Annotated in this window: 14 protein-coding genes; 9 read left to right on the top strand and 5 right to left on the bottom strand. The window is 57.2% G+C overall.

Annotated features, from left to right (window positions below; translation table 11 throughout):
* Nucleotide 1: 1 nt before the first annotated feature.
* On the top strand, nt 2-478 hold the full coding sequence (gene secB, locus J5289_RS01855) for a protein-export chaperone SecB (RefSeq protein ID WP_111222128.1): 477 nt from the start codon (nt 2-4) through the stop codon (nt 476-478).
* Between the two features lie 57 nt (nt 479-535).
* Here the strand turns inward: secB and dnaQ are convergent, their stop codons facing one another.
* Genes dnaQ through J5289_RS01830 form a run of 5 tightly spaced genes read right to left on the bottom strand, consistent with a single transcriptional unit; the run spans nt 536 to nt 4,160 of the window.
* On the bottom strand, nt 536-1,249 hold the full coding sequence (gene dnaQ / locus J5289_RS01850) for a DNA polymerase III subunit epsilon (RefSeq protein WP_209185435.1): 714 nt from the start codon (nt 1,247-1,249) through the stop codon (nt 536-538).
* A 1-nt stretch (nt 1,250) separates the two neighbouring features.
* The gene (gene coaE, locus J5289_RS01845; protein ID WP_209185434.1) at nt 1,251-1,853 is read right to left on the bottom strand and encodes a dephospho-CoA kinase; all 603 of its coding nucleotides are present in this window, start codon (nt 1,851-1,853) and stop codon (nt 1,251-1,253) included.
* Nucleotides 1,850-2,713, bottom strand: coding sequence for a shikimate dehydrogenase (locus J5289_RS01840; RefSeq protein ID WP_209207479.1), 864 nt, complete (start codon nt 2,711-2,713; stop codon nt 1,850-1,852). The genes coaE and J5289_RS01840 overlap by 4 nt, the downstream gene beginning before the upstream one ends.
* The gene (locus J5289_RS01835) at nt 2,706-3,305 is read right to left on the bottom strand and encodes a Maf-like protein (protein ID WP_209185432.1); all 600 of its coding nucleotides are present in this window, start codon (nt 3,303-3,305) and stop codon (nt 2,706-2,708) included. Before J5289_RS01835 ends, J5289_RS01840 begins: the two co-directional genes overlap by 8 nt.
* Nucleotides 3,306-3,338: 33 nt before the next feature.
* Entirely contained in the window at nt 3,339-4,160 is an 822-nt protein-coding gene (locus J5289_RS01830) for a pyruvate, water dikinase regulatory protein (RefSeq protein WP_142828717.1), read from the bottom strand.
* Nucleotides 4,161-4,585: 425 nt separating this feature from the next.
* On the opposite strand from J5289_RS01830, the gene hemE reads away from it, so the two are divergent.
* The 8 genes from hemE to J5289_RS01790 all read left to right on the top strand — a co-directional run bounded on the left by hemE (nt 4,586) and on the right by J5289_RS01790 (nt 13,350).
* Nucleotides 4,586-5,596: a uroporphyrinogen decarboxylase gene (hemE, locus tag J5289_RS01825; protein ID WP_374108249.1), complete on the top strand. Its 1,011-nt coding sequence runs from the start codon at nt 4,586-4,588 to the stop codon at nt 5,594-5,596.
* Complete coding sequence (gene hemJ, locus J5289_RS01820; protein WP_247750754.1) at nt 5,593-6,138, top strand: protoporphyrinogen oxidase HemJ; 546 nt, start codon at nt 5,593-5,595, stop codon at nt 6,136-6,138. Before hemE ends, hemJ begins: the two co-directional genes overlap by 4 nt.
* A 185-nt stretch (nt 6,139-6,323) precedes the next feature.
* Nucleotides 6,324-7,589, top strand: coding sequence for a transcription termination factor Rho (gene rho, locus J5289_RS01815; protein WP_111222121.1), 1,266 nt, complete (start codon nt 6,324-6,326; stop codon nt 7,587-7,589).
* 82 nt (nt 7,590-7,671) lie between these two features.
* The gene (gene mnmE, locus J5289_RS01810) at nt 7,672-8,991 is read left to right on the top strand and encodes a tRNA uridine-5-carboxymethylaminomethyl(34) synthesis GTPase MnmE (protein ID WP_209185483.1); all 1,320 of its coding nucleotides are present in this window, start codon (nt 7,672-7,674) and stop codon (nt 8,989-8,991) included.
* A gap of 101 nt (nt 8,992-9,092) precedes the next feature.
* Complete coding sequence (gene mnmG, locus J5289_RS01805) at nt 9,093-10,970, top strand: tRNA uridine-5-carboxymethylaminomethyl(34) synthesis enzyme MnmG (protein ID WP_209207480.1); 1,878 nt, start codon at nt 9,093-9,095, stop codon at nt 10,968-10,970.
* A gap of 25 nt (nt 10,971-10,995) precedes the next feature.
* Nucleotides 10,996-11,613 (top strand): 16S rRNA (guanine(527)-N(7))-methyltransferase RsmG, encoded by a 618-nt coding sequence (rsmG, locus tag J5289_RS01800; RefSeq protein WP_209185429.1) that lies wholly within the window; start codon nt 10,996-10,998, stop codon nt 11,611-11,613.
* Nucleotides 11,614-11,631: 18 nt separating this feature from the next.
* Nucleotides 11,632-12,429 (top strand): ParA family protein, encoded by a 798-nt coding sequence (locus J5289_RS01795; protein ID WP_111222118.1) that lies wholly within the window; start codon nt 11,632-11,634, stop codon nt 12,427-12,429.
* A gap of 36 nt (nt 12,430-12,465) precedes the next feature.
* A complete protein-coding gene (locus tag J5289_RS01790) occupies nt 12,466-13,350 on the top strand; it encodes a ParB/RepB/Spo0J family partition protein (protein WP_142828729.1) in 885 nt (294 codons plus the stop codon).

Raw genomic sequence — 13,350 nt, 5'->3', positions numbered from 1 at the left:
CATGGCCGACGAAATCAACGGCGAGACCGCCCCCAGCCTATCCGTTCTTGCCCAGTACACGAAGGATCTGTCCTTCGAAAATCCCGGTGCGCCGCGCTCGCTGCAGTCCCGCGACAAGCCGCCGGAAATCAATATCAACGTCAACGTCAATGCCAACCCGCTCTCTGACACCGATTTCGACGTCGTGCTGACGCTGAATGCCGATGCCAAGGATGATGGCAAGACCGTATTCCACACCGAGCTGGTTTATGGCGGCGTTTTCCGGGTCGTTGGCTTTCCGCAGGAGCATATGCTGCCACTGCTGTTCATCGAATGCCCACGCCTGCTGTTCCCGTTCGCGCGCCAGATCATTGCCGACGTCACCCGCAACGGCGGCTTCCCGCCGCTTATCATCGACCCGATCGATTTCGCGACGATGTTCACCCAGCGCGTTGCCGAAGAACAGACACGTGCGCAGGTCAGCTCCGTTCCGAACTGATCCTCGATCGATATCATGAGACATGTGCCCGGCTTGTCCGGGCATTTTTTATATCTATCAGGCAGAACCGTATTTCAGCCAAATGCTCTTTTCTCCGAGCTTGGCGAGCAGCGCCCGATGTGCTTCGCGCTCCAGATCGCTTACCCTGTCCGGCAGCGGAGATGGTCTCGCAAGCACCGCGACAACCACGTCGTCATTTTCCATCCGGTTATCTGAACCGCTCTGGCCGCCTTTATCGGAGCTGAGACCCAGGGCAGTCTGCCGGCCACCGATCATCTCGATATAGACTTCGGCCAGCAATTCCGAGTCGAGCAGCGCGCCGTGCTTGGTGCGGTGGGTATTGTCGATGCCATAACGGCGGCAGAGGGCATCGAGAGAATTCGGACCCATCGGGTTTTTGCGACGGGCAAGAGACAGGGTGTCGATAACCATCTCAGGCAGGATCGACGGCATACCGAGACGCGCCAGCTCTGCGTTGATAAAGCCCATGTCGAAGTTTGCATTGTGGGCGATCCACTTGGCGTCGCCAAAGAATTCGAGCATCGGTCCGGCGACGTCGGCAAAGGGTGGCTTGTCGGCGAGGAACTCGTCGGTAATGCCGTGCACCGCCAGCGCGTCCGGATGGACTTTCTGGCCGGCCGGATTGACGTACATGTGAAAGGTGCGTCCCGTCGGAAAATGGTTGAACAGTTCGACGCCACCGATTTCGATGATGCGGTCGGTGCGGCTGTCGAGGCCTGTCGTTTCCGTATCGAAGATGATTTCGCGCATGTCACAAATCCCTGTCCGTCGTGCCCGCCCTCAAGGCGGCAATGATCGCCGCGACCTGGCTGCGGGCCGCCTCGATACCGTTTCCGGTATCGATCAAGAAATCCGCCCTCGCGCGCTTGTCGGCGTCCGGCATCTGCCGAGAGAGAATCATATTGAACTTCTCCTCCGTCATGCCCGGTCGCGCAAGAACCCTTTGGCGCTGAAGCTGTGGATCACAAGTAACGACGACGATGCGATCGACGCGATCCGCGCTTGCCGTTTCGAACAACAGGGGAATGTCGAGCACAACGATATCGGCGCCGGCCAGGGCCTGCTCACCCAGGAATGCCAGTTCGCGGCGGCGCACCAGCGGATGGACTATGGCTTCGAGTGTCTTGAAGCCAGCCGGGTTGGCCGCCAGCTGCCTAGACAACAACTGCCGGTCAACGATACCGCCTGCAACGGTTCCCGGAAAAGCTCCCTCGATCAAAGGTGCCGCCTCGCCCGCGTACAGTTCGTGCACCGCCTTGTCGGCATCGTTGACCGGAATGCCGGCATCGGCAAACAGCCTGGCCGTTGTCGTCTTGCCCATGCCGATCGAGCCCGTCAGGCCAAGCCGGATCATTTGTGCGCTTCCATGTCTGCGATAACCAACTGCCGCAGACGGTCATCAACCTCAGGGCGCTGGCCAAACCACTTTTCAAATCCCGGCACCGCCTGGTGTAGCAGCATGCCGAGACCATCGACCGTGGCGATTCCCTGCCGTTCGGCTTGGACAAGAATTTCCGTCTTCAGCGGCACGTAGACGATATCTGTGGCAACGGCGTCCCTCGCCATCGTCGTGAAATCGATTGCTGGCACCGGGCCTCCTCCATCCATGCCAAGGGAGGTGGTATTGATGAACAAGCCCGCCGACTGCATGACCTCGCGCAAAGCCTTTTCCGGATGGGCATGGACGCTGGGACCGAACCTGTCGGCAAGTTCGCGGGCGCGATCCAGGGTGCGGTTGACCACATGGATCGTACCGATGCCACGGTTGCGGACCGCCTGGATGATGGCGCGGCTTGCGCCACCGGCGCCGTGAACGACGGCGGTTTCCACCTTGTCCCACCCGGGGTGGCGGGCATCGAGATTGGCGACGAAGCCGTGGCCATCGGTATTGGTGGCCATGAGCTGGCCGTTTTCCAGCCACAGCGTGTTGGCGGCGCCGAGCTCTTGCGCCAATTCGTCCGGCCGATCAGCCAGCGCGAATGCCTGCTCCTTGTGCGGGATCGTGACGTTGCCACCGACAAAGCCAGCGGTGCCATCCTTCAGCGATGCGATGAAGCCGGGAAAATCTGCCGGGGACACGGCGTGAGCCTGATAGTTGCCGGCGATGCCCAGTGTTTTAAGCCAGTGTCCATGGATGAGCGGCGAGCGGGAATGGCTGACGGGATAGCCTGTGACGAAGGCACGCCGGCCGATTGTTTCACGTGAATCATCCATCGATTGCCTCCAGGGCCCGCAATTCGGCGAGCAGCGGCAGCATGGGAAGGCCGAGGATCGTAAAGTAGTCGCCGTCTATCCGCGAGAACAACTGTATCCCCTCGCCTTCCAGCTGATAGGCCCCGACGCTACCGAGCGCCTTGTCGCCGACCCTGCCGATATGCCGATGGATAAAAGCGGGTGTGAGCGTCCGCATTGTCAATTCGGCATGGGACAGGTGCTCCCAGAGGATGTCGCCATCCCTTGCGATCGCGACGGCACTGTTTAACCGGTGGGTTTTTCCCGAGAGGGCCAGCAAATGGGCCTCTGCCTCGGCACTATCCTTCGGCTTGTGAAACACGCGAGAGCCGAGTGACATCGTCTGGTCCGAACCGATGACCAGCGAACCATGGTGGCTTTCGCTGACAGCGACAGCCTTGGCCTTGGCGAGAACCAGCGCAATGGCGTCCGGGCCGGCGCCGGCTTTTTCAAGCGGTGCCTCAAGGGCACGTTCGTCGATGCTGGCAGCGATGGATTCGAACCGCAGACCGGCATTTTCCATCAGCATGCGACGAAAGGGGCTGGAGGACGCGAGGATGAGTGGCGATGTCATGGAGTGTCCCTGCGCTATTCGGCAGACTTGCGCTTAGCGCAGCTTCGGTTTGAGGGCAACGATGGCGGCAGCCGTTTCTTCGATCGAGCGCCGGGTCACGTCGATGACAGGCCAGCCGTGCCTGGCGCAAAGCGCACGGGCGTATTTCAATTCCTCGGAGATCGTGGCGCGATCGGTATAATGACCGCGATCGAAGCCGGGCGTGGTGCCGAGGATGCGATTTTCGCGAACCTGCGAAATGCGGTCGGTGGTGGCGATCAAGCCGACGATGAGAGGCTTGGTTGCGGCAGCCAGGCTCGGCGGCAGCGGTACGCCGTAGACGATCGGAATATTGGCGGTCTTGATGCCGCGATTGGCGAGATAGATGCTGGTCGGAGTTTTCGACGTTCGACTGATGCCGACGATGACGACGTCGGCATCATTATAATCATCCGGCATCTGGCCGTCATCATGATCCATGGTGAAATTCAAAGCTTCGATGCGGGCGAAGTAATCCGCATTCATCACATGCTGGGCGCCCACCCTGCGTCGGGAAACGGCGCCGAGATAGGTCTGGAAGACGTTGAGTACCGGTTCGAGCACAGCGACACACGGGACACCCATCGCCTTGCAGCGCTCGTCGATGAGATCGGCAAGTTCGTGATCGACGATAGTATAGAGCACGATACCCGGAGAAGCATCGATCGCCTCGAGCACCGGCAGCAGCTGCCGGCGATTGCGGATCAGCGGATAGACATGCTCGATTGGCTGGCTCGCCTGGAATTGGACCGACGCCGCCCTTCCGGCGGAAATGAGAGTCTCTCCGGTTGAGTCAGATATCAGGTGCAGATGAAAGAAATTTATTCTGTTCTCCACGTTGTTTTCCGTCGTCTGTTGATAACTGGGGAGGAAAATATAATTGGGCATCGTCATGGCAGAGGGGCTGGGATAACTGCCAAGTTGTCCACAATTGCGATTTTGCGGCTTGATGAAAAGAGAGGCTGTGAAGACTGGGGATAAAGAAGCTTCGACCGATTGTCATCCTAACCTTGTCCACAGGATACGCAAATCTACGGTCACGCTAAATGCCAGGGATGATTGATGAAATTCATTCTGTCCCCATATCTCGTCAAGATGCCGCAATTTTCGTCCCGACTATTCCGGGATATGGCAGTCACGGGGACTTCGCTTGGATAAGTGATAATCCTTGATAGTCACCGACTCTTAGAAATAGAAACCTTAAGAAGATCTTTATAATTTTTAGAGGGAAGAGGCATTTGACGGCAGAACGCAGGGCAATTATGAGAGTGTTGGCGGGAGAAACGCTGACACCCCCTCCGATATGGCTGATGCGACAGGCAGGTCGATATCTTCCCGAATATAAGGCAACGAGGGCTCAGGCGGGGAGCTTTCTGGACCTCTGTTACTCGCCGGATCACGCAGTTGAGGTGACGCTGCAGCCGATAAGGCGCTATGGCTTCGATGCTGCGATATTGTTTTCGGATATCCTCGTCATCCCTGACGCCTTGCAGCGGAATGTAAGGTTTACGGAAGGCCACGGACCGCAGATGGATCCGATCGACGAGGCCGGCATTCTGGCTCTTGAACCGAAGGATGTGCTCGAGCACCTGAAGCCTGTGTTTGAAACTGTGCGGCGGCTGCGGGCAGAACTGCCGGGCGAAACGACGCTACTCGGTTTCTGCGGGGCGCCGTGGACGGTGGCGACGTACATGATCGCCGGGCACGGGACACCTGATCAGGCGCCGGCCCGTTTGTTCGGCTATCGCCATCGCAAAGCTTTCGAACACCTGCTGGCAATGCTCGCCGAGCTCTCTGCCGATTATCTCGTGGCGCAAATCGATGCCGGTGCCGACGCGGTGCAGATTTTCGATTCCTGGGCGGGCGTCCTCGGGGAAGCGGAATTCGAGGCATTTGCCGTGGCTCCCGTGGCGCGGATTATCGCTTCGGTAAAGGCGCGCCGTCCTGAGGCGCGGATCATCGCTTTTGCCAAAAATGCAGGCTACATGCTGAAGGATTATCGCCGCAAGACCGGCGCCGATGCCATTGGCCTGGACTGGTCCGTTCCCCTCTCCTTCGCGGCCGAACTGCAGCGGGACGGGCCTATCCAGGGTAACCTTGACCCTATGCGCCTGGTGGCCGGCGGCGATGCGCTGACAGATGGGATAGACCGGATACTGGAGCGGCTTGGCAACGGACCCCTCATATTCAACCTCGGCCATGGAATCACGCCCCAGGCAGATCCTGAAAATGTTGCTGTGCTCGTTGACAGGGTGCGGAGTTTCAAGTTTTGACGATCGACAAGCAGACGGATCAAAAGACGGGACGGACGGCACATAGCCGCGCGCTGACCGCAATCCTCGTTTTCGTGCTGCTCGCCGTGGCGTTGTTTTACTGGAACCCGGACAATCTCTATCTGTGGATCAAGGCGTTGCATGTCATCGCAGTTATCTCCTGGATGGCCGGGCTGCTCTACATGCCTCGGCTGTTCATCTATCACACCGACGCGGCGCCGGGCTCTGCCCAGTCGGAAACCTTCAAGGTCATGGAGCAGCGGCTGCTCAAGGTGATCATGAATCCTGCAATGATGCTGACCTGGATCTTCGGGCTATACCTTGCCTGGTCGGGGTTTGCGTTCCAGGGTGGTTGGCTGCATGCAAAGATTGGTCTTGTCGTGCTTCTGACTGGTGTCCATGTGTATTTCAGTCGTGCCGTGAAAGCCTTCGCAAAAGACCAGAACACCCGCTCCGCCCGCTATTGGCGTTTTGCTAACGAGGCGCCGACGTTGCTGATGATTGCCATCGTCATCCTCGTCGTGGTCAAACCTTTCGCCTAGAAAAGGCGTCATTTTAAATTTTCGCCATCGGCGACATGCCCCTTGCGGCTTCCTGCGGAAGTCGCTATTTTCGCGCATCTCATCTTCGTGGCATGTATTCATCCTGTCGCCCGCGAGTCCCCTTCGCGGTCCCGAATACGAAAACGTCGCCTTTCCCTTTCTAAAAATAGAGTAATGGTCCCTTCATGGCTGAAATGAAGCTGCAAGAACTGAAAAGCAAATCCCCGACCGATTTGCTGGCTTTCGCCGAATCGCTCGAGGTCGAAAGCGCCAGCACGCTGCGCAAACAGGAATTGATGTTTGCCATCCTGAAGGTGCTGGCCAGCCAGGACGTGGAAATTATTGGCGAAGGCGTGGTTGAAGTCCTCCAGGACGGATTTGGATTCCTGCGCTCTGCCAATGCGAACTATCTGCCCGGGCCCGACGATATCTACATTTCGCCCTCGCAGATCCGCCGGTTCTCGCTGAAGACCGGCGACACCGTCGAAGGCCCGATCCGTGGACCTAAGGAAGGCGAGCGCTATTTTGCTCTCCTCAAGGTCAACACGATAAACTTCGACGATCCTGAGAAAATCCGCCACAAGGTTCACTTCGACAACCTGACGCCGCTTTATCCGAACGACCGCTTCCGTATGGAACTGGACGTGCCGACGACCAAGGATCTATCTGCCCGCGTCATCGATCTCGTGGCGCCGATCGGCAAGGGCCAGCGCGGCCTCATCGTTGCCCCGCCGCGCACCGGTAAAACCGTCCTGCTCCAGAACATTGCGCACTCGATCACCGCCAATCATCCCGAATGCTATCTGATTGTCCTTCTCATTGACGAACGGCCTGAAGAAGTGACGGACATGCAGCGCTCTGTGCGCGGTGAAGTCGTGTCATCAACGTTTGACGAGCCCGCGGTTCGCCACGTACAGGTCGCTGAAATGGTGATCGAGAAGGCGAAGCGTCTCGTCGAGCACGGTCGTGACGTCGTCATCCTGCTCGATTCGATTACCCGTCTCGGTCGCGCCTACAACACCGTCGTGCCATCGTCTGGCAAGGTCCTGACGGGTGGTGTCGACGCCAACGCGCTGCAGCGTCCGAAGCGCTTCTTCGGTGCTGCGCGAAATATCGAGGAAGGCGGATCGCTGACGATTATTGCGACAGCCCTGATCGATACTGGCAGCCGCATGGACGAAGTCATTTTCGAAGAATTCAAGGGTACTGGCAACTCGGAAATCGTGCTCGACCGCAAGGTCGCCGACAAGCGCATCTTCCCGGCGATGGATATCCTTAAGTCCGGTACGCGTAAGGAAGACCTGCTCGTTCCGCGTCAGGATCTGCAGAAGATCTTTGTTCTTCGCCGTATCCTCGCCCCGATGGGTACGACGGATGCGATCGAATTCCTTATCGACAAGCTGAAGCAGACGAAGAACAATCCGGATTTCTTCGACTCGATGAATACCTGATTTCAGTTGGCCGAACGTTTGCTACTTAAGGGCCGCCATGTGCGGCCTTTATGCTGGGTGGATCGATTCGGTTCCGTACCAAATGCGGTGCAACGTGTCACAATTTGCAGATACGATCTATGCGTTGTCTAGCGGCGGCTTGCCCGCCGGCGTCGCCGTCATCCGCGTCAGTGGTAGTGGCGCATTTGCGGTGGCTTCGCAGATTGCAGGGCAACTGCCTGCGCCTCGCACTGCCTCACTGAGAACGATTCGGTCTCGAAACGGTTTGGTGATCGACAAGGGGATTGTTCTGCTTTTCCCTGGTCCGAATTCGTTCACCGGAGAAGATTGTGCGGAATTTCAAGTGCATGGGGGCCTTGCAGTTGCGGCTGCGATATTAGACGAGCTCTCAGCTATTTCCGGATGCAGACTGGCGGAGAATGGCGAATTTTCACGACGAGCGTTCGAAAATGGACGGATGGATCTGCTGGAGGCGGAGGGTCTCGCAGATCTCTTGGCGGCCGAAACCGAAATGCAGCGGCGGCTGGCGATAGAACAGAGTAACGGCGGACGTTCCGAACTGTATGCCGCCTGGGCGAACCGCATAACGCGGGGCAGGGCTTTCATTGAGGCCGAGCTCGATTTCTCGGATGAAGGTGACGTGCCCGGATCCGTTTCAGACCAGGTTTGGGCTGATATGCTCTTTATCCGTGATGCGATTTTAGAGCATTTGGCTGGTGCAAAGTTCGGAGAAATCGTCCGCGATGGGTTCCGAGTTGCGATAGCTGGACCGCCCAATAGCGGTAAGTCCACCTTGCTGAATGCGTTGGCCGGTCGAGATATTGCTATCGTCACAGAGATCGCCGGCACGACGCGCGATGTCCTTGAGGTTAATCTTGATATAGACGGCTTTCGGGTCCGCTTGTTCGATACCGCCGGCTTTCGCGAGACGGAAGATATTGTAGAAGCAGAAGGTGTGAGGCGTGCGCTTCAGACAGTTGAGGCGGCAGACCTCGTTCTCATGCTCAGGGAGATAGGCAGTCCTGAAACAGAGATTGTGGTTCACTCAGACGTCATCCAGGTAGGGACTAAAGCGGATATCCACGGGCCGTCTGAGCAATTCGATATTTGTATTTCTGTTCAAAATGGGACTGGACTGTTGGAATTAAAAGAGCGCCTTTCGGCAGAACTTGGAAAGCGCTCCACCGGTCTTTCGATGGCAGTTCCCGCGAGGCGGAGACATCGTGTGCTGCTGGAACAAACAATTTCAGACATCAGTTGCGCGTTAAATTCGTCTGACGGACTCGATATCAGAGCCGAGCATTTGCGCGCTGCTGCTCGCTCATTGGGGCGGATAACCGGGCATGTGGATGTGGAGGATTTGCTCGGTGTAATTTTCTCTGAGTTCTGCGTGGGCAAATGATTCACGTGAAACATTCGGTGACTGCGTTGGAAACGTGTTTCACGTGAAACTTCTTGACTCCCGGTCGTTAGTCCGGAAAACAGCCTAAGCTGGAGATTACGATGCAAACGACGCGTTATGATGTAATTGTAGTGGGTGGCGGTCACGCAGGTAGCGAAGCCGCAGCTGCGGCCGCCCGCCTTGGTGCACGCACCGCGCTTGTGACGCATCGCCGGGACACCATCGGCGTCATGTCCTGTAATCCTGCCATCGGTGGGCTTGGTAAAGGGCATCTCGTTCGCGAGATCGATGCGTTTGATGGACTGATGGGCCGTGTTGCAGATGCTGCCGGAATACAGTTCCGAATGCTCAATCGCAAGAAGGGACCAGCGGTACGCGGTCCTCGCACCCAGGCAGACCGCAAGCTTTATCGCCTCGCCATGCAGGCTGAGATCGCATCGCTGGAAAACTTGGACGTTGTTGAGGGTGACGTTTTCGATATCCTTCAGCGCGATGGGCGGGTTACCGGAATCTCCCTGCGTGACGGTACTGAACTTCACTGCGGCAGCGTTGTGGTCACGACAGGTACGTTCCTTCGAGGATTAATCCATATCGGCGGCCAGAAGATCGCGGCAGGACGTATGGGCGAGGAGCCCTCGGTTGGACTGTCGGGCACGCTGGAGCGGCTTGGCATTTCGTTGGCTAGGTTGAAGACTGGTACCCCAGCCAGGCTCGATGGCAAGACGATCGATTGGACAGCAGTTGGCAGGCAAGGGGCGGATGAAGATCCGGTGCCCTTCTCGTTCATGACGGACACGATCGTCAACAGACAAGTCGATTGCGGTGTGACGCGGACAACGGCCGCCACGCACAAGATCGTTCTGGATAATCTCCAGCAGTCTGCCATGTATTCGGGTCAGATCGAAGGAATAGGTCCGCGCTATTGTCCGTCCATCGAAGATAAGATTGTCAAGTTCGGCGAACGCGACGGTCACCAGATCTTTCTTGAGCCCGAGGGCTTGGACGACGATACCATTTACCCAAATGGTATTTCCACAAGTTTACCTGAGTCAGTGCAGCAAGCCTTTATCAGGACCATTCCGGGTCTGGAACGAGTTTCAATTCTACAGCCGGGTTATGCAATTGAATACGATCATGTCGATCCACGCGAACTGAGTGCTTCGCTGGAGCTGCGCAAGCTACCGGGACTTTTTCTCGCTGGTCAAATCAACGGGACAACCGGTTATGAAGAAGCGGCGGCGCAAGGTTTGGTAGCTGGTCTTAACGCGGCGCGTCTTTCTGCGGGAATGGATGCGGTCCATTTCAGTCGTACGCAGTCGTATATTGGCGTGATGATCGATGATCTGACGTCACGCGGTGTTGCTGAGCCATACAGGATGTTCACGTCCCGCGCAGAATATAGACTTTCGCTACGAGCAGACAATGCCGACGTGCGGTTGACACCGACTGCCATGGCAATCGGTTGCGTAGGTGCCGAGAGATCAGCACGCTTTACGAGCTACCTTGGGCGTCTGGAAGCTGGACGGAAGCTGCTTCAGGAGCTCACTGTTACCCCGAACGCTGCTGTGGCTTTTAGTATTCATCTCAATCAGGATGGACAACGTCGCTCGGCTTACGAGCTGTTGTCACACCAGGATCACGATCGCTCATCGCTGCAGCGCATCTGGCCCGAGCTTGCAGCGCTCGAATCGCCTGTCGCTGAGGCGCTTGCGATCGAAGCGAAATACTCGGTGTATATGGAGCGACAAGCGTCCGATATAGAAAAGGTACGACGTGAAGAAGCCATGGTTATTCCATCTGGTTTTGATTTTTCATTGCTTTCCGGTCTGTCGAATGAATTGACGCATAAATTAAAACAGGCTGTCCCAGCCAATCTTGCGCAAGCTGCCAAAGTCGACGGCATGACGCCGGCAGCGCTCTTGTTGCTCATTGCTGCTTTGAGGAAGTATGCCACAGCGACATCGACCAGAGTGGCGTGATCTTACAAGGCTGGAGAGTCCTCATATGGAATTGAACGGTTTACGTGTTTCACGTGAAACATCTGAGCGGCTGATCATCTTCAGTGCGCTTTTCGAGAAGTGGGCGAAGACAATCAATTTGGTAGCGCCATCGACACGCAACGAGCTTTGGCAGCGCCACATTGCCGATAGCGCACAGATATTTCAGCTCTATCCGAAGCCGATTCATTGGCTTGACCTAGGCAGTGGCGGGGGCTTTCCGGGAATAATTACATCGATATTCCTGGCAGAGCTCGGTGACGGACATGTCGATCTCATCGAAAGCAACCAGAAGAAGGCCGCTTTCCTGCGGACTTGTCTGCGTGAGTGCGGTGGTCGAGGCAGCGTCCACTGCATGCGTATCGAGGAAGCGCAGAACACGATTGCAAGATGCGATGCGATCTCGGCAAGGGCTTTGGGAGATCTGTCTCTTTTATTTGAATATGCATCGCCTTGGGCGGGGGAAACCGAATCCCTTAAACTTTTTCTTCATAAAGGCCGGGATTACCAACGGGAGATCGACGCCGCCCATGGTGGCTGGGAGTTCGATCTGGTAAAGCATGAGAGCGTTCTTGAGGCAGATTCCGTTATCCTGGAAATTTCGAACCTCAGACGCCGAGCTTAATCGAACCCAGGTGCGGCCATGTCAGCTCAGCGAAATCGTATCATCACCGTCGCCAATCAAAAGGGCGGGGTCGGCAAGACGACCACAGCGATCAATCTTGCCACCGCTCTCGCTGCGATTGGTGAGCGCGTCCTGATTATCGATCTGGATCCGCAGGGTAACGCGAGCACGGGTCTTGGTATCGACCGCCGCCGCCGCGAGGTGTCCTCCTACGATCTGTTGATTGGCTCCCATACCGTTGTGGAAGCCGCGGTGCAGACAGTGGTGCCGGATCTCTATATCGTTCCGTCGACGATGGATCTGCTCGGCGTGGAGATGGAGATTGCGCAGCAAGCCGATCGTGTTTTCCGCCTCAAGCGGGCGCTTTCGCAGCCAGATGCCAAGCAGTTTTCCTACATTCTAATCGATTGCCCGCCGTCGTTCAATTTGTTGACAATGAACGCCATGGCAGCGGCAGATTCCGTGCTGGTTCCGTTGCAGTGCGAATTCTTTGCTCTCGAGGGATTGAGCCAGCTACTCGAGACTGTCGACCAGGTGAGGCGCACGGTCAATCCCACGTTGGATATCCAGGGCATTGTGTTAACCATGTTCGACGCCCGTAATAATCTGGCGCAGCAGGTCGTCAACGACGTCAGGACGCATCTTGGCGACAAGGTCTATCACACGTTGATTCCGCGCAATGTCCGGGTCTCGGAGGCCCCCTCCTATGGCAAGCCTGCCATTCTTTATGATTTGAAATGCGCCGGCAGCCAGGCTTATCTGCAGCTGGCTTCGGAGGTGATCCAGCGGGAGCGGCAGCGCAAGATCGCGGCATAAGGTTTCGTCCAGTAGAATAAGCGAGCGTATTTACCTATGAATGATGATCAATCGAAGCGCCGCCTGGGGCGCGGTCTGGCAGCCCTCATCGGTGAGATGGATCAGTCGGCGCCCGTGGGCGACGCAAAGCCGACCATCAATCCGGATCGTCTTGTGCCGATCGAGTTTATCAGCCGTAATCCAAAGAACCCGCGCCGGACATTCAACGAGGCGGACCTGCAGGACCTTGCCTCCTCCATACGCCAGCACGGCATCGTGCAGCCGGTCGTCGTTCGCACCGTCTCTAGTGGCAGGTACGAGATCATTGCGGGCGAACGTCGTTGGCGTGCGGCTCAGCTTTCGGGCCTGATCGAGATCCCGGTGATCGTCCGCGATGTCGACGACAAGACCGCACTGGAAATCGCCATTGTCGAAAACGTCCAGCGGGCCGATCTTAACCCTCTCGAAGAGGCGCTCGGCTACGACCAGCTGATTGCCGAGCACGGTTATACGCAGAACGATCTCGGCGAAATTATCGGTAAAAGCCGCAGTCACGTCGCCAACTCGCTGCGGCTTCTGAAATTGCCGGAGCCTGTCAGGGACATGCTGTCGAGCGGCGCGCTGTCGGCGGGTCATGCGCGCGCCTTGGTGTCGACGTCAGATGCCGCCGGTCTTGCACGCACTATCGTTGCCAAGGGCATGTCGGTTCGTGATGCGGAGCGCCTCGCCCAGAATGACATCAAGGCCCAGAACGACCCCCGACCAGCCGGCGCCCGCAAGGACGACAAGGATTCGGATACCCTCGCGCTGGAGCGGACGCTCACCGATACGCTTGGGCTCGATGTGACGATTGCCCACAAGGGGAGCGGCGGACAGGTGCGGATTTCCTACAAGTCACTGGAACAGCTGGAAGAAATCTGCAGGCTCCTGGAGCGCCGTTAA

Origin of the sequence: Rhizobium sp. B230/85 (assembly GCF_019355735.1) — a bacterium.
In the GTDB taxonomy this organism is placed as follows: Bacteria; Pseudomonadota; Alphaproteobacteria; order Rhizobiales; family Rhizobiaceae; genus Rhizobium; species Rhizobium rhododendri.
This window is presented reverse-complemented; position numbering and strand designations above follow the sequence as displayed.